The 15,345-nt window shown below is 67.4% G+C and carries 16 protein-coding genes; 5 read left to right on the top strand and 11 right to left on the bottom strand.

The annotated features are described in order from the left end of the window. Window positions 1-16: 16 nt before the first annotated feature. The 3 genes from LAQ74_RS18060 to LAQ74_RS18050 form a co-directional block, all read right to left on the bottom strand. A complete protein-coding gene (locus LAQ74_RS18060) occupies window positions 17-1,336 on the bottom strand; it encodes an outer membrane protein assembly factor BamB family protein (RefSeq protein ID WP_224337506.1) in 1,320 nt (439 codons plus the stop codon). Then, window positions 1,333-2,394, bottom strand: coding sequence for an outer membrane protein assembly factor BamB family protein (locus LAQ74_RS18055; RefSeq protein ID WP_224337504.1), 1,062 nt, complete (start codon window positions 2,392-2,394; stop codon window positions 1,333-1,335). Before LAQ74_RS18055 ends, LAQ74_RS18060 begins: the two co-directional genes overlap by 4 nt. A 137-nt stretch (window positions 2,395-2,531) precedes the next feature. Beyond that, on the bottom strand, window positions 2,532-3,605 hold the full coding sequence (locus LAQ74_RS18050; protein WP_224337502.1) for a DUF7972 family membrane protein: 1,074 nt from the start codon (window positions 3,603-3,605) through the stop codon (window positions 2,532-2,534). Window positions 3,606-3,849: 244 nt separating this feature from the next. Here LAQ74_RS18050 and LAQ74_RS18045 point away from each other — a divergent pair, with 244 nt between their 5' ends. Continuing rightward, window positions 3,850-4,248 carry a hypothetical protein gene (locus tag LAQ74_RS18045; protein WP_224337500.1) on the top strand — a complete coding sequence of 133 codons (399 nt, stop codon included), beginning with the start codon at window positions 3,850-3,852 and terminating at the stop codon, window positions 4,246-4,248. Window positions 4,249-4,376: 128 nt separating this feature from the next. Further along, complete coding sequence (locus LAQ74_RS18040; RefSeq protein ID WP_224337498.1) at window positions 4,377-4,607, top strand: DUF4177 domain-containing protein; 231 nt, start codon at window positions 4,377-4,379, stop codon at window positions 4,605-4,607. 72 nt (window positions 4,608-4,679) lie between these two features. Here LAQ74_RS18040 and thiD read toward each other — a convergent pair whose 3' ends face one another. From thiD to thiE, 4 genes are read right to left on the bottom strand one after another with little or no spacing between them, the layout of a single operon-like run. After that, window positions 4,680-5,525 carry a bifunctional hydroxymethylpyrimidine kinase/phosphomethylpyrimidine kinase gene (gene thiD / locus LAQ74_RS18035; protein WP_224337496.1) on the bottom strand — a complete coding sequence of 282 codons (846 nt, stop codon included), beginning with the start codon at window positions 5,523-5,525 and terminating at the stop codon, window positions 4,680-4,682. Next, window positions 5,522-5,746 (bottom strand): hypothetical protein, encoded by a 225-nt coding sequence (locus LAQ74_RS18030; protein ID WP_224337494.1) that lies wholly within the window; start codon window positions 5,744-5,746, stop codon window positions 5,522-5,524. The genes thiD and LAQ74_RS18030 overlap by 4 nt, the downstream gene beginning before the upstream one ends. After that, window positions 5,746-6,582, bottom strand: coding sequence for a hydroxyethylthiazole kinase (gene thiM, locus LAQ74_RS18025; protein WP_224337491.1), 837 nt, complete (start codon window positions 6,580-6,582; stop codon window positions 5,746-5,748). The genes LAQ74_RS18030 and thiM overlap by 1 nt, the downstream gene beginning before the upstream one ends. Next, on the bottom strand, window positions 6,579-7,211 hold the full coding sequence (gene thiE, locus LAQ74_RS18020) for a thiamine phosphate synthase (RefSeq protein ID WP_224337489.1): 633 nt from the start codon (window positions 7,209-7,211) through the stop codon (window positions 6,579-6,581). Before thiE ends, thiM begins: the two co-directional genes overlap by 4 nt. Window positions 7,212-7,552: 341 nt before the next feature. On the opposite strand from thiE, the gene LAQ74_RS18015 reads away from it, so the two are divergent. Further along, entirely contained in the window at window positions 7,553-8,095 is a 543-nt protein-coding gene (locus LAQ74_RS18015; protein WP_224337487.1) for a SprT-like domain-containing protein, read from the top strand. A 36-nt stretch (window positions 8,096-8,131) separates the two neighbouring features. Here the strand turns inward: LAQ74_RS18015 and LAQ74_RS18010 are convergent, their stop codons facing one another. The 3 genes from LAQ74_RS18010 to LAQ74_RS18000 form a co-directional block, all read right to left on the bottom strand. After that, a complete protein-coding gene (locus LAQ74_RS18010) occupies window positions 8,132-9,289 on the bottom strand; it encodes an MFS transporter (RefSeq protein WP_224337485.1) in 1,158 nt (385 codons plus the stop codon). Between the two features lie 143 nt (window positions 9,290-9,432). Next, window positions 9,433-10,707, bottom strand: a complete 1,275-nt coding sequence (locus LAQ74_RS18005; RefSeq protein WP_224337483.1) for a sulfite oxidase — start codon at window positions 10,705-10,707, stop codon at window positions 9,433-9,435. Window positions 10,708-11,100: 393 nt separating this feature from the next. Continuing rightward, a complete protein-coding gene (locus tag LAQ74_RS18000) occupies window positions 11,101-12,417 on the bottom strand; it encodes a right-handed parallel beta-helix repeat-containing protein (RefSeq protein ID WP_224337481.1) in 1,317 nt (438 codons plus the stop codon). 402 nt (window positions 12,418-12,819) lie between these two features. Between LAQ74_RS18000 and LAQ74_RS17995 the strand changes: the two genes are divergently transcribed. Together LAQ74_RS17995 and LAQ74_RS17990 are read left to right on the top strand one after the other, a co-directional pair. Next, window positions 12,820-13,380: a GNAT family N-acetyltransferase gene (locus tag LAQ74_RS17995; protein ID WP_224337479.1), complete on the top strand. Its 561-nt coding sequence runs from the start codon at window positions 12,820-12,822 to the stop codon at window positions 13,378-13,380. Window positions 13,381-13,517: 137 nt separating this feature from the next. Then, complete coding sequence (locus LAQ74_RS17990; RefSeq protein WP_224337478.1) at window positions 13,518-14,438, top strand: NAD(P)/FAD-dependent oxidoreductase; 921 nt, start codon at window positions 13,518-13,520, stop codon at window positions 14,436-14,438. A 68-nt stretch (window positions 14,439-14,506) separates the two neighbouring features. Here LAQ74_RS17990 and LAQ74_RS17985 read toward each other — a convergent pair whose 3' ends face one another. After that, entirely contained in the window at window positions 14,507-15,343 is an 837-nt protein-coding gene (locus LAQ74_RS17985) for a universal stress protein (protein WP_224337476.1), read from the bottom strand. Window positions 15,344-15,345 lie beyond the last annotated feature (2 nt).

Below are 15,345 nucleotides of genomic sequence, written 5' to 3'. Positions count from 1 at the left end.
TCCGGTTGCGTCGGCCCTAACCGAGGTCGAACGCGTAGACGTTCCCGTCGGTGCTACCGATGTACAGCGTCGTGCCGACGACTGCCGGACTGCTCCCGAACCCGTTGTAGTCCTCGCCGCTGACGACGTGCTCCCACCGAGTCGCGCCGTCCGTATCGACTGCGTACAGTCCCGACTCGGCGTCGGCTGAGGACTCCAGGAGGTGCGACCCGAAGTAGACGACGTCGTCGACGACGACGGCGCTGCTCCCGACGGCCTGCCCGAACGGCGACTCCGACCACTCGTGTGTCCCGTCGGCCACCGAGATGGCGTACAGCTTCCCGCGGATGTCGTCTCCGGGAACCATCGCGCCGACGTACGCCGTTCCGTCGACGACGACGGGAGTTCCGGTGACGACGACCGGCAGTTGGACGCCGTTGGCCCCGCGTTGGTTGGCGTCGAACGACCACTGGACGGAGCCGTCGGCGGCGGCCAGCGAGTACAGTTCGCCGCTGACGTTGCCGAACACCACTCGGTCGTCGACGCGGACCGGGCTGCTCATTATCGGTCCGCCGGTCTCGCGGCGCCAGCGCGTCTCACCGGTGTCGGCGTCGAGCGCCGCCATCGTGGTGTCGGAGCTGCCGACGTAGACGGTACCGTCGACGATCGCCGGCGAACTGATGACGCCATCGCCCGCCTCGTACCGCCAGCGGAGCGCCCCGGTGTCGGCGTCGAGCGCGTACACGCCGCCCCGTTCGGGCCACCGGACGTCGTAGTAGGCGTTGCACTCCTCGGTCCGGCAGTGGGTTCCGATGTAGACGACGCCGTCGGCGACTGACGGACTGCTCCGGACGATGCCGCTCGACCCGTACATCCAGCGCTGTTCGCCGGTGTCGGCGTCGAGCGCGTAGACGTTTCTGTCGAACGAACCGAAGAACACCGTCCCGTTCGCGACCGCCGGGCTGCCGTCGATGCGGTCGCCCGTCCGGTACCGCCACAGCCGTTCGCCGGTGTCGGCGTCGAGCGCGTACAGGTGGCCGTCGTAGCTGCCGATGTACAGCGTTCCGTCGGCGATGACCGGACTCGACCAGATCGCGTCGTCGGTCTCGGAGGACCACCGAACCGACGGTTCCTCGACGGCTATCCCCTCGCTTGAGAAGTCACGCTGGTGGGCGCTGTCGTAGAGAAACATCGGCCACTCGTCGGCGGTTCCGACCTCGCCGTCGGCGGTTCCGGCTCCCCCGTCGACGGTTTTGGTCTCGTCGGGGGCGGGGTCGCTGTTCTTGGGAGCGTTACAGCCGGCGACACCCGCGGTCAGTAGCGCGCTGCCGGTCGCCAGGAGGTCGCGTCGGTTCATCTGTCACCTCCGTCCGTTCCGCTTCTGGCACTCGACCCGTCTCCGGGCGACGCCACTACGGTCGGGGAACTGGTGACGCCCCCGTCGGGGTCACCGAACGCCCAGCGCTGTTCGCCGGTGTCGGCGTCGACCGCGTAGAGCACGCCGTCGTCGGCACCGACGTAGACGACGCCCTCGTAGACAGTCGGTGCGGAGACGATCCACCCCGACGGACCGTCGAACGACCAGTTCTCGTCGCTCGACTCGGCGTCGACCGCGCGCAGCGTCCCGTCGAGCAGTCCGACGTAGACGGTTTCGTCGACGACCGTCGGCGAGGCGTCGATTCCGTTCGCCGGGTACTCGACGACCCACTCGCGGTCGCCGGATTCGGCGTCGACCGCGAACAGCGCCTCCCAGGCGCCGACGTAGACGGTGCCGTCGGCGACCGCCGGCGAGGCGAACACCGGGCCGCTCGGGTCTTCGAAGGTCCAGACCGACTCGCCGGTGTCGGCGTCGACGGCGTACACCCGTCGGTCGTCCGAGCCGACGTAGACGGTTTCGTCGACGACCGTCGGCGACGAGGAGAGCGGTCCGAGGGGGTCGTCGAACGTCCAGACGGCCTCGCCGTCGGCGGCATCCACGGCGTACAGCGTCCGGTCGTCCGAGCCGACGTAGACGGTTTCGTCGACGACCGTCGGCGACGACCGTATCCAGCCGGACGGGTCCTCGAACGCCCAGCGCCGGTCGCCGGTACCGACGTCGACCGCGTAGAGAACCCCGTCGTTCGCCCCGACGTAGAGCGTCTCTCCGACCACGGTCGGCGACGACGCGATTCGGCTCGACGCCTCCTCGAACGTCCACTCGCGGTCGCCCGACTCGGCGTCGACCGCGTAGAGGACACCGTCGGTGGCGCCGACGCAGACGGTTCCGTCCGCGGCGATGGGGGAGGACTGTATCGGTTCCGTTGCGTCCGTGAACGCCCACTCGCGGCCGCCCGACGCGGCGTCGACCGCGTAGAGGACGCCGTCGTCTGCGCCGACGTAGATGACGGCGTTGCTGTCGGTGGAAGTCGTCGTCATTCGTCGAACGCACCGGTGGAGGGGTTCGGGGAGTGTTGGTTTGGGAGGGACACGACCGTCCGGTCTCGCGGATTCGACAAATAACGTTCGGTCGTGTCCGGCATTACACATAATGGCCGCCGGCGGAGAACCGCTCCTCAGCGCTGCGACTCGCGGAGGATGAACGGTCCGATGGCGAGCGTCCGTTTCGCGATGGTCGCGATTCGCGCGATGTACGAGATGAGCAACAGGAATGGGAGGCAGGTGATGGCGAACCCGAGGGCGGTCACCCAGATGAGGTTCGGTACGCCGAGGGTTCCGCCCACCAGCGAGTTCCCGCCGAGGTACATCGTGATGAACCCGGCGATGATCAGCGCCGGCACCGAGACGTAGAGGATGTTCTGTGAGAGGCTGATCAGTTCCCACTCGAAGTACAGCGTCTTGATGTGCTCGCGGGCGGGTCCGAACATCGAGAGCACCGTCTTCAGGTCGTCGAGGATGCCGACCGTCTCGTCGGGGAGTTCGTCCCGGTGGTCGTCAGCGATGCGTTCGACCTGAAATATCTTCCAGCCGTAGTTGTAGTCGAGCGCCGCCGAGACGACGGTGTAGGACCCGAACGACCGCCCTTCGAGTTTGTCCGTCGCGGCGTCGGCGTTCCCGATGAGGCTGTTAGTGAACTCCTCGATCTCGCCGCGGAGGTCGTCCGAGTTGCTGTCGGCGACGGAGTCGCGGAGCTTCTCGGCGTACTCTCTGCTCTCGAGGATGAGCGCACGGAGGAACGCGGACGGGTCGGCCGGCGTCGGCGACCCGATCAGTTCCTCGGTGTACTCGCGAAAGTCCATGGTGTTGCTCATGCGCTCGCGCTGGTCGCCGAGCGGCCCGTTCTCCTGGGAGATGACGATCTGCGTTATCGTCAGGACGAGCGTCACGCCGGTGATGATGGCGCTGATCATCGTCGAGAACACCGTCTCGACGGTGTCTGCGGTCTGGGTGTCGGTGAGGAAGTACTGGTAGAAGAACGTCCCGCCGAAGACGAAGACGCCGAAGATCAGCATGGCCAACAGTCCGGCGACGACCAGACGGCTCCCGTTGAGGAAGAACCACGTCTTGATGCGCGTCTCGCCACTCCGCTGACGCATCGTGTTGGCGGTGCCGATGTCCTCGGTGCTCGAACTCTTGAGGTTGGGATCTTCTCGCTGCGTGTCGATGCTGTCCGACGAGCCGTCGCTCATCGAGAGTCGATGCCCTCTCCGAGGGGGCGGTGAGTTCGTCGGCGGCGTTCCGTCCGGTTCGAAGGTGCGTGAGAGCTATCAGAGCGGATGGGCGTTCCGTTCGCGATTATCTTACTCATCTCTGATTGGTGTAATCCGACGTGGGCAGGACACTTGACGACTCTGCTTTCGGGGTGCTCGATCGGCTCTGTACGACAGTGAGTGCCCCAGCGGAGTAATAACGCTCGCGCGAGTACACGTACACATGGTTGATTTAGCGCACTGGCATCGCAGACTCGCTCTTCTCGCTGTCGTGCTCGTCCTCACCAGCGGTTGTCTCACCGTCCAGCCGACGGTGACCCCGCAGGCGGGCGATTCGTCCGTCTTCGAGAGCGTCTCGACGACCGACCAGTGGGGGACGTCCTCGGTGCAGGCGTCGGTGACGCTGACGCCGGCGGCGACCACGGAGGAGGGCGTCACGAAGTTGACCGTCATCACCGAGAGCGGCAGTTCGTTCTACACGACGACGGTCGACGCCGGACAGACCGACGTCTCGGTCCCCCTCCCGACCGGACAGACGACACAGATCTACGCCGTGAACACCGTGAACGGGACCGTCGTCGCGAGACAGAACGTGACCGTCGGCGGGTCGACGTATCCGTAGTCGGATTCGGGGAGGACCTCACTCGTGTCCGACAGAAACAATCGGTCGCGGACGCCGTGACTCCCGAACGCCGTCCGAACGTCGCTCGACGACTAATTATAGAACCGTGTGTGCCGTAGCGAGTACCCGTGAACCAGAAAGACCGCAGACGGTGGGAGTACGAGACGCTCCGGGTTCCGCGTGGACCGACGAAGAAGGAGTCCGAAGACCCCCGAACGCAGTTGAACGAGTACGCCGCGGACGGGTGGCGACTCGTCGAGTCGGTCGACTACGTCGGCGGCGGGACGAAGTACCTCGTGTTGGAGCGACCGGTCGACGCGGACGAGGAGACGGGAAGCGACACTCGCTCGCGGGAGTAACTTCGGCTGAACCGTCGACTACGACCCGTCGTGATTCCACCGACGGCGCGTCGCTCACGCCAGTCGGCACGGTCAGCGCGGTGGTTCGCGCCAGTGCGTCGCGTCGACGAGGTGGTCGACGCTTCCCGGCCCCCGACCCACGTCGGCGGGTCGCGAGATGGCCGCGTGCGTGAACGCGATGCCCCGCTCGACGGCGTCGGCCACCCCGTCACCGTGCGCCAGTCGGGACGCGATGACGCTGGACAGCGTACAGCCGGAGCCGTGCGTCCGGTCGGTACGGACGCGCGGGTTGGCGAACGTCACCGTCCGGTCGGGCGTGACGAGCACGTCCCGGACGGTGTCGCCGTCGGTGTCGACGTGGCCACCCTTGAACAGGACGGCGTCGGCTCCCCACTCGAAGAACGCCGTCGCGGCCTCGCCTCTCGACCGTTCGTCGGTCGGGGAGACCCCGGTCAGTGCCGCGGTCTCGTCGGCGTTGGGCGTGAGCAGCGTCGCTCGGGCGAACAGGTCGGTGTAGGCGTCGACGGCGTCGTCTTCGAGGAGCCGGTCGCCCGAGGTGGCGACCATCACCGGGTCGAGGACGACCGGCCCGTCGTAGTCGCGGAGGCAGTCGTCGACGGTTTCGATAGCCGACACCGTCGCGAGCATCCCCAGTTTGACGGCGCCGACGTCGAAATCGGTGGTCACCGCCTCGAACTGCGCGCGGATCATCTCGTCGGGGAGCACGTGGGTGGCGTCGACGCCGCGGGTGTGTTGTGCCGTCGCCGCGACGACGACGGACCCGCCGTAGACGCCCAACCGAGTCATCGTCTTCAGGTCGGCCTGGATGCCCGCGCCGCCGCCGGAGTCGCTGGAGGCGACGGTCAGCGCGTACGGTCGCGTCGTCGGTGTCTCCGGGACGGGGTCCGACGACGTCATCGGAACTGCATCCCCCCGTCGACGGTGAGAATCTCGCCGTGGGCGAACGAACTGTCGAGGAGATATCGCACCGCGCCCGCAATCTCCTCCGGCGAGCACGCGTACTCGGGGACGACTGCTTCGCCGTCCGTCAGAGAGGAGAACGCGACGTCGGTCTCCGAGAGCGACTCGACGACGGCGCTTCCGATATCGCCGGTGCCGCCGGTGACGACGACGCCCATCACGTCGTCACCTCTCGAATCCGGCCCGTCGCGTCGACGTCAGCCCTCCCGTCCATCCCGGCGACCGCGTCCAAGAACGCGATTTTGTAGCTCGCCGGACCCTCGTAGTCGCCGTAGTCGCCCGCGGCGGCGCGCTCCCCCGCGAGGCCGTACGCCGCGGTTCCTGCGAGCGCCGCTCGGAGCGGGTCGTCCAGCGCGGCGGCGAAGACGGCAAGCGTCGCGCCGAGCATACAGCCGGTGCCGACGACGGTGCCCATCAGCCGGTGGCCCACGTCGACCTCGTACGCCGTCTCCGCGTCGGCGACGACGTCGGTCTCGCCGGAGGCGACGACGACGGCTCCGGTGCGCCGGGCGCACGCGACGGCGGTTGCGGCGATATCGGCGTACTCGCCGACCGATTCGACGCCACGGACCTCGGCGTCTTCCCCCGCGAGCGCCGAAATTTCGGCGTGGTTGCCGTTGACGACGGTCGCGTCGAGTTCGGTGACGAGACGCTCGGCGACCGCAGAGCGCGTCGACGTCGCGCCGACGCCGACCGGGTCGACGACGAGCGGGACACCCCGCTCGTTCGCGGCGCGACCGGCGGTCAGCATCGCCGTCTCGCCGCGTTCGCTGACGGTCCCCATGTTCAACAGACAGCCGTCGGCGTTCGCGACCATCTCGTCGACCTCCCGGGTGTCGTCGGACATGACCGGCAACCCGCCCCAATGGAGCGTCACGTTCGCCACGTCGTTGACCGTCACGGCGTTCGTCAGCGCGTCGACGAGCGGAGTGCGCGCTTCGACGGTCGAGAGCGCCGGAGACAGGCCCACGTCGGGGCCGGACGCGTCGCTCATCGCGCCCGCCTCCCTGCGTCGACGGCCGCGGCGAGCCGACGCGTCGCCGACTCGGGATCCGACGCCCCCGCGATTTCGGAGACGACCGCGACGCCGTCTGCGCCCGCCTCGACGACCGCTCTCGCATTTTCGGCCGTGATTCCGCCGATGGCGACGACGGGAACGTCGACGGCGTCCGCTACCGCCGCCACCGTCTCGACGCCGATGTTCGACTCGGCTTCGGAGACGTCCTTCGAGGACGTCGAAAAGACCGCGCCGACGCCGAGGTAGTCGGCCCCCGCCTCGGCCGCCCGCCGCGCGTCCTCGACCGTCGAGACCGACCGACCGACGAACGCGTCGTCTCGAAGCTGTTCGCGGACGACGGAGACCGGAAGGTCGTCGTCGCCGACGTGGACGCCGTCGGCGTCGACCGCCGCGGCGATATCGGCACGGTCGTTGACGACGAACGGGGTCTCGGCCGCGGCCGTCAGCTCTCGAAGCGTGCGCGCGAGCCGATAGCGCTCCCGCGCAGTCGTGTGTTTCTCCCGCAGTTGTACGACGTCGACCCCGCCGTCGATGGCGCTCCGCACGACCGCCTCGGTCGACCGCCCGCCGGAGCAGTCCGCTTGCGTGACGAGGTACGTACCCATCGTGACATTCATCGGTTGTATTCGTTGGTATTTCGCCGACCGCCAAAACGGTTGTTATCGGTACGTCTCTCGTCTCACCCCTCATCGATCCGTCGGATGACGACCGACCGCCCTCGGCCGAAATGACACGGTAGACGAGTTATGGACGCCGGGACCTCATCTCACGATAGTCTCAGTCCGAGGCGGTTCGGTCGACACACGGGAGACGACTGGACCACCATCCCACCGGCGTTCGTTCCGGAGCGGCCGGCGGCACCGGTTGCCTCGGTGAACAGCTATTTCCCCCGAGTCCGACACCTTCGACCAGCCACGACCGGAAGCACGGCGGCGGCCGAGTACACATGAGTTCCGAACCGGAAGAGGAGGTCGACACGACGTACTACGCCGTCGGGCCGGAAGCGACGGTTCCAGAGTTCTTGGCGGTCTCGAAGCTCTACGCCCGCGAGGTCGTTCGTCACTACGGGCTCACGGTCGACGTCAGCGGTCTCGACTGGGAGGTCAGCAAGCGAGCGAAGCGGCGAGCGGGTGCGGTGAAACACCGAGACGGGACTCCCGAAACCGTCTCGCTCACGTGGGAGTTCTTCCAGAACTGCGGGTGGGAGGCGACCGCAGAGACGATACGTCACGAACTCGTCCACGTCCACCTGCTCAACGAGGAGGGCGACGGCTCCCACGGGGCGCGGTTCGAGGAACTGGCGGCCGAACTCGACACGCACGTCAACTGCGAGCGGTTCGCCGAACCGAAGTGGTGGATACGGTGTGCGTCCTGCGGAACCGCGTTGGCGAGATACCGGCGGTCGAAGCTCGTCGAGAACACCGAGTCGTATCGGTGCGGGAGCTGCGGCGGTTCGCTACGTCTGAGCGAGAACCGACCGCGGGAGTAGCCCGCCGGCGGCCGTCTCGTCGACGCCGTCTCGGTTTCAGCTCGGCAACCGCCCCGCCCGTTCGAGGAGCGCGAGGACGGCTATCGTCGCGCCGAGAAACAGCGCCGCGCTCTGAAACACCGTGTCGTAGGTGTATCCGTCCTCGACGAGCCGTCCCATGGCCGACGACCCGAGCGCCTGCGTGAGCATCCAGAGGGAACTGAACACGGCGTACGCGCTCCCCCGCGTCGAATCCGGGAGCGTATCGAGGAGATACGTGTCGACGGCGGGGAAGATAGCGTGGGCGACGAAGCCGAGAACGCAGGTGACGACGCCCAGCGCGAGTAGCCCCTCGACCGTGGTCAGGACGAACACGCACGCGGCGAAGCCACCGACGACGCCGAGTAAGTACGGAATCTGGGGGAGGCGGTCCGCGAAGTCCCCGCCGAGGTAGAACGCGGGAACGCCGGCCGCGAAGACGATAGCGAGCATCGTGCCCGCCTGCTGGTCGGTGAGTCCCTTCGTCTGCATGTACAGTTCGTAGAAGTTGAACAGCCCCTGCCAGACGAACACCGCCAACCCCACGATGGCCAGCGACGTCACGATGATGCGCCACTCCGAGAGCGCACCGGCGACGAAGTCGCGGTCTTTCTCCCCCGCGCTCGGCATCTCGATGCGCTTGGCCGCTACCCAGGTATAGGCCGTAATCACTGCCGCGCCGACGGCGATTGCCCACAGCGAGAGTCGCCAGTCGACGAGGAGGGTGAGCGCGACTAACGGCGCGGCGACGACCGCCGCGATCTGGGTCGCGACCCCGTGGATGCCGACGACGCGACCGATCTGATGCGGGTACAGTTCGCTCAAAAGCGGGTTCGCCGAGACGAAGTACACCCCCGAGGCGATTCCCATGAGAAACGCGCCGACCATCAGATGGGTGACCGTCGTCGCCGTCGCCGCGAATCCGGACGAGAGCGCGAGGACGACCCCCGAGACGACGACGACCCGGTGTCTCGGCACCTTGGTCAGGACCCACCCGGTCGGGAGCCGGAGCGACGCGCTGCCGACCCACGCGAGCGTTACGATGAGTCCGGCGGTCGCCTCGCCGATGGGAAACTCGTTGATGAAGACGTCCAACAGCGGCGCGAAGACGATTCTGGCGAGGTTGACGAGAAAGACGAGTCCACAGAGAGAGGCCAAAAGCCGAGCGCGGGACACGGTCGTTGTTTCCCGTAGGAGGTCTCAAGCGTTCCGGAAACGGAAAGTCAGACGGGTAGTTCGACGCACACCGGCGTCTCGTCGGGTGGGCGCGTCTCCGAGCGTCCCCATCGCTCGCTGCGGTCGTCGCGTTCGACCCGCCGTCAGCCGCGGACGTCGACTTCCACGGCGTTCGGTTCGTAGGCGTTCGCGGCGTAGCCGCCCTCGTTCCAGGGGTACGCGTCGTCGTCGAGGGCGTCGCGCCACTCGTCCGGTTCGGAAATCCGCGCCGGTTGTCGTCGACCCAGTTCGTCGGTCGCGCGAGACAGCAGTACGTGTCGTCCCGGTTCGGCGCGCCAGTCGTACCGGAACAGCCGCCACGCGCCCGCGTACGCCGGACCGAACAGCTCCGCGTCGTTCCACGTCCGCCCCCCGTCGGTCGAAATCTCGACGCGGTCGACCGCATCGTCGCCGGCCCAGGCGACGCCTCGCACTTCGACCGCGCCGTGTTTCGGCGTCACGGTCGTCTCCCCGTCGGGCGTGCCGATGACCGACTTCACGTTCTCGTCGAACGTGTAGGGGTGGTCGACGGCCCCTTCGAGTTGCTCCCACGTGTCGACCGCCTCGACGCTCGCGTTCGGCTCGGGGTCGACCCCGCGCGGGTGGATTCGATAGGCGACCTGCTGCCAGAACGCGTGTTCGCCCGGCCGGTCGAGCGAGCCGTCGACGACCATCGAGTCCATCACCCTGAGTTCGTCGACCCACTTCACGTTGTTCACGCCGTACCACCCGGGGACGATCAGCCGAACCGGAAAGCCGTGCTCCTGCGGGAGCGGTTCGCCGTTCATCTCGTAGGCGAGGATGCAGTCGTCGAACGCTTTCGCGAGCGGAATCGACCGAGCGAAGACGTCTCCGTCGTCCGACGGGTCCCCCCCGACGGCGGTGAGCCACCGCTCGTCGCTCTCGTCGCCGACGTCGTTCTCGCCGCTCTCGTTGGGTGGGTCGACGCCGCTCGCGCGGAGAATCGAACTCACGGGAGCGCCGGTCCAGAGCGCGGTGGCCGCGGCCTCGAACCCCCACTGTACGCTCCCCGTCTCCGGTCGATGCTGGCCGCGACCGTTACCCGCGCACTCCATCGTGTGAGCGACTGCGACAGTCGGAAACCCGCTCTCGATATCGGCCACCGACAGCGCTCCCGACGCTCGACCGGTGAGCGAGACGGTCCACGTCTCGGCGTCGACGTCAGGGATGTCGTTTCTGTGGCAGACGAAGTGCTCCGCGACGGGCGTCAGCCAGTTCGCGAACGTCCGTCGCCGGGCCGCCCCGACGACGGTGTACTTGTCGGCTTCGTCCCGAGTCTCGGTCACACCGCCCGCCTTCGTTCGTAGAATCTCCGCTATCTCTCCCCGTCGCGTCGGTCGCGGTCGCTCTGTTACCATGCTAACGCTACGCACGCAAAGCGGTTAGTTCCCAGTACTCGAACGGAAGAACGTCTCCGTACGCGGGAGAACTCGCCAGCGTGCGGCTCGAATCGATTGAGTGGCGCTGCCTTCGATGTTCAGCGAATTTATTCAGTAGTTGTGTTCAGTATAATCACCGGATCGAAGGTGCGTCGGGCGCCGACCGCGCTGCATCGCAGCAGGGTTGAAATCGCAGCGAGTCCCGCTACGGCCGCCAGACACGAGCGTTCGGACCGTGGTCTATTTCACACTACTAAAGTAGTGATAGGCTGCCGTGGACGGTGCGTCGTTCGTCTCCTGGTACGACCGTTCGCGCTCGCCGAGCGCCGCTGTACACCCCCTCGCGTACTCCCCCTGGTAGGGTCGAGACCGTCATCCGTCGGATTCTCCGACGGTATCGAACTCGGCGTCGAAACCGAAGTCGCCCACGTTCGTGGACACGCCGTCGTACTGGTTGCCCACGAACACCGAGGCGGTACTGTCGACGTTCACGCCGAGCGTCCCGCCGCGGAAGCGCGAGAACCGCACGTCCGACCGTCCTGCACCCATGAGGAGCAACGCGTTCGCATCGCCCGTCTGCTCGAAGCGGCAGCTGTCGAACACGACGCCCGGACTCCCGACGTGGACGCCGTGGCGGTCGGCGTGCGGTCCGTGGTCGAAGCGAAACGCGCAGTTCCGGAAGGTGACCGTCTCGCCGCCGCCGCCCACCTCCACCGAGTACTGCCTCCCCTCGCCGGAGCCCGAATCCGTCACGAGCAGGCCGTCCACGAGCACGTCGTGCGCACGCTCCCCGGCGATCTTCAGCGCACGCGACGACGCGTCCGACTCGATGGTCGTGTCGCGCACGACCGCCCCTCGGCCGACGCGTAGGAGGTCGTTCTCCCAGTTCGTCGCCGAAATCGTACAGCCCTCGACGACCGGTCGCCCGTCCTGCGCCCAGATGCCGCAGCCGGTGTGGTCGACGCCGCCGCCGTCGAGAACGATGGTCGCGTCCCGTACGACGTCGTGGCCGCGCTCGCCGGCACCCAGGCGGACGTTCGCGTTCCCGTTGTTCTCGAAGTAGCCGCCCTCGACGATGGTCCGTCCGGGCCCCGAACTCTTCGCGTAGACGCCGTTGTCGACGAAGCCGCGAACGTCGCAGTCCCGGAGCCGAAGCGTGCCCTCGTGTTCGGCTTCGACGCTCACGCCGATGCGGTGGTTGTGCTGTTGCTTCGTTTCCCGCTCGTGGCTGCAGCCGTCGGGCATCCGGAGGTTCCGCACGACGCCGGTTCCCGCAGGCGTCGTGAGGTTGAACCACATCAGCGACGCCGGAGGTCGCTCCAGGCGGTCGATTCGCCCGCGGACGCGGACGTTCTCGACGACCAACCGTTCCGGAACCGCCGCGCCGATGGCGCGGGGACCGACCCCCGGGTCGGAGAAGTCGAACTCGACGTTCTCGACCACCGCACGCTTCGTCCCCGAGAACGTGACGGCTCGACTCATCTCCGGGTCGGTGACGCGGAGTGTCGCGTCCGGGGTACCGACGAGAGCGACCCCCGCCCGCTCGCCGAAGTGGAGTTCCTCCTCGAGGCGGTGCTCGCCGGCGGGCAGTCGGTAGATCACGGGGTCCCGCTCGGGGGTGCGCGTCACCGCTTCGCCGACCGACCCATACTCGCCGACGTCGACGACGTTCCACGATTCGATGTCCACGGCCTCCTCTGTCGGTCGCACCGAGTTAGCTGTTCGGCGTGAGTCGCTGACACGCGACACCTCGACAGGTCCGATCCGGCGAACTCGTTCTGTCGCTGAGAACTAATTCGAGGCCGGTCCGTCTCCGGCGACAACTGGTCGACCTATCGCAGGCGATTGGACCACTTCCGCAGGACACCCATCAGGAGAGTCGGACCCGCGCTCGCTCGTTCCTCCTTTCACCACCTCTCGACGCGGCGGCCGACAACCGCGCCGTGCGCGTGCCGACTAGCGTTCGAGGGCTTCCACAGTCGAGTCTCACCAACACGTGTACGGCTACAGAACGCTCCCGTCTGATCCCGTCTCGAACCCCGAAAGCGGCCGCTAAGAAACAGTTTAGTGGCCGCTTTGAGGCGACTACGCATGGAGATTCGTCGCCTCCGGGCGGACGAGGCCGCAGTCCGCCGATGGACCGAAGAACTGTGGCTGCCGTACCATCGCGACCTCGAAGCGGCGGTCGATGCGCACGAACTGGCGGACGATGTCGACCTCGTCGCCGAGGAGACCGCGTTTCGACTCGACCGACTCGAAGCGGAGAGCTACCGGGTGTGGGTCGCCGTCGACAGGAACTCGGCCCGGGACACCGACGCTGAGACCGAAACGGACGCCAGCGTCGAGACCGATATCGAAGGCATCGACGCCGAACTCGTCGGGTTCGTCACTGCCGAGATCGAGCGCGCGCCGAGCGTCTTCGACCACCCCGATCGGGTACTCGTCGGCGATATCTACGTCCGCGAGTCGCACCGCGGAACTGGGCTCGCCCGCGAGTTGGTCGACCGGACGGTCGAACTAGCGGCGGAGTCCGACTGCGCGGAACTGGCGCTCGACGTCGACGCCGACAACGACCGCGCGATGGGGTTCTACGAGAAGCTGGGTTTCGAGACGCGTCGCCGTCGGATGGCGGTGGCCGTCGACGACCTGTGACGGTCGTCGTGACCGCCTCGACGCAGCCGATTTAGGTAAACCTAAATGTTCGGCTGCGGAATCGAGGCCGAAGAGATGACCGCGACGCAGCAAGCAGTCCCACGATTCGATGACGGGGTCGGTGTGGTGAGTCGAGCGTGAGCGTCGACAGCGGCGGTGACAGGGCGGTCGAGTACGACGTCGCCGTCGTCGGAGGCGGACCCGCGGGCTGTTCGGTGGGTGTGTTCACCGCGCGGTACGGACTCGACACCGTCGTCTTCGACCGCGGGAACTCGTCGCTCCGACGCTGTGCGTATCTGGAGAACTTCCTCGGGTTTCCCGCCGGAATCGACGTCGAGACGTTCTACGGTCTCATCCACGACCACGTCGAGGAGGCGGGATGCGACCGACTCGCCGAGATGGTCGAAACCGTCGAGCGAACTGACGGCGACGCGTTCGTACTCGAAACGCAGACGGGTCGCCACGTCACGGCGACGCGCGTCGTGGCCGCCGCGAGATACGACGCGACGTATCTCCGTCCGCTCGACGACGCGGGGGAGATGTTCGAGACGGACGAACACGGCGACGAGGTACGCGAGCGATTCGACCGCGACTATCCGGACGACGACGGGTCGACACCCGTCGACGGACTGTACGTCGCCGCGCCGACCGATGCCGAGGCCCAGGCCATTCTCTCCGCGGGACACGGCGCGCGAGTCGCACGGACCCTTCTCTCGGACGTGCGGCGTGAGTGCGGCTACCCCGACGCGCTCGCCGACCACTGGGATTGGGTCCGCAGCGAGACCGACCTCTCGGGCGAGTGGACCGACCGCGACCGGTGGCGGGAGTGGTTCGACGGACGGCTCCCGGACGACTGCGAGGTCGACGAATCGACGCTCGTCGACCTCCGGGAGCGACAGATCGACCGCCGGTTCGAGGCGTACCTCTCCGACGACGAAATCGACCGTCGAACCCGTCGAGGACAGCGGCGTCTCCTCGAACATCTCGACGACGATCTCGTCCTCGACGCGGCTCGCGAGATCGCCGCCGAGCGCGAGGGCTCGGGGACGACCAACTGAGTTCGGGAGTCCGGCGCTCGCGGACTCCGCCCCCCTTTCCGAACGCGAAACTGCGTTCCCTTCCCGGACTACGTTCCCTCCCCGAACCACCGCTCCACGCGCGACATCGCCACGTCGCTCGCGTCGACAGTGAGTACGACGTTTGGTGCCATCTCGCGAACCTCGTCAGCCGTCGACCCGAAGACGTATCGCCGGAGTTCGCCCGTCTGCGTGGCTCCGAGAACAGTGACGTCGTAGTACTGCGACTGGTCGGCGATGGCCGCGGCGGGGTCGGGTGCCTCGAAGACCCACTCGTCGTACTGGTCGAACGAACCGAGTCGCTCGGCGCAGTGTGACAACAGCGCCTCGACGTTCGCCGACTGAGCGTCGGCGTCTTCGACGACGTGGAAGAGGTCGAGCCACGAGTCGGTCGCCTCCGCGAGCGTCTTCGACACGTCGACGACCGCATCCAGATGCGGCCCCATCGCGACCGGGACGAGCAACGACGAGACGGAGTCGACTCCTTCTGCGGTCCCCACCGTGACGAGCGTGCAGTCGGAGTCGACGCCGAGACTACGGGAGTCGGTGAAGCCGGAGTGACCGTCACGTCCGTCGACGATAGTCGAGAGCTCGCGTTCGTCTACCGTCGACGTAATCCATCCTCTGGACGCGGACGAGGGTCCATCGACCGACTCGACTTCGACGTCCGTCAGGGCCGACTCCGCCCGCGCCCGTCGTACGAACTGCTCGCTGTCGTCCCCGGAGACGACGACGACGCGACCGCCGTCGGCGACCGCTGCGGCCACCCGAAACTGGATGTCCTTCGACCGGTCGTCGTTCCCGAGAAGACAGAGAACACCGGGACGACGGCCGCCGCCATCTGCGACGGGGGGTCGGTCGTGTCCGTCCGGCGAGCCAGGTGCCATAC

The sequence above is a fragment of the Haloprofundus halobius genome, from assembly GCF_020097835.1.
Taxonomy (GTDB): domain Archaea; phylum Halobacteriota; class Halobacteria; order Halobacteriales; family Haloferacaceae; genus Haloprofundus; species Haloprofundus halobius.
This window is presented reverse-complemented; position numbering and strand designations above follow the sequence as displayed.

Bases quoted from the DNA above. Each gene is read 5' to 3' on its own strand.
- LAQ74_RS18060 (WP_224337506.1), bottom strand. From the start codon at position 1,336: ATGAACCGACGCGACCTCCTGGCGACCGGCAGCGCGCTACTGACCGCG.
- LAQ74_RS18055 (WP_224337504.1), bottom strand. From the start codon at position 2,394: ATGACGACGACTTCCACCGACAGCAACGCCGTCATCTACGTCGGCGCA.
- LAQ74_RS18050 (WP_224337502.1), bottom strand. From the start codon at position 3,605: ATGAGCGACGGCTCGTCGGACAGCATCGACACGCAGCGAGAAGATCCC.
- LAQ74_RS18045 (WP_224337500.1), top strand. From the start codon at position 3,850: ATGGTTGATTTAGCGCACTGGCATCGCAGACTCGCTCTTCTCGCTGTC.
- thiD (WP_224337496.1), bottom strand. From the start codon at position 5,525: ATGACGTCGTCGGACCCCGTCCCGGAGACACCGACGACGCGACCGTAC.
- LAQ74_RS18030 (WP_224337494.1), bottom strand. From the start codon at position 5,746: ATGGGCGTCGTCGTCACCGGCGGCACCGGCGATATCGGAAGCGCCGTC.
- thiM (WP_224337491.1), bottom strand. From the start codon at position 6,582: ATGAGCGACGCGTCCGGCCCCGACGTGGGCCTGTCTCCGGCGCTCTCG.
- thiE (WP_224337489.1), bottom strand. From the start codon at position 7,211: ATGGGTACGTACCTCGTCACGCAAGCGGACTGCTCCGGCGGGCGGTCG.
- LAQ74_RS18015 (WP_224337487.1), top strand. From the start codon at position 7,553: ATGAGTTCCGAACCGGAAGAGGAGGTCGACACGACGTACTACGCCGTC.
- LAQ74_RS18005 (WP_224337483.1), bottom strand. From the start codon at position 10,707: ATGGTAACAGAGCGACCGCGACCGACGCGACGGGGAGAGATAGCGGAG.
- LAQ74_RS17995 (WP_224337479.1), top strand. From the start codon at position 12,820: ATGGAGATTCGTCGCCTCCGGGCGGACGAGGCCGCAGTCCGCCGATGG.
- LAQ74_RS17985 (WP_224337476.1), bottom strand. From the start codon at position 15,343: ATGGCACCTGGCTCGCCGGACGGACACGACCGACCCCCCGTCGCAGAT.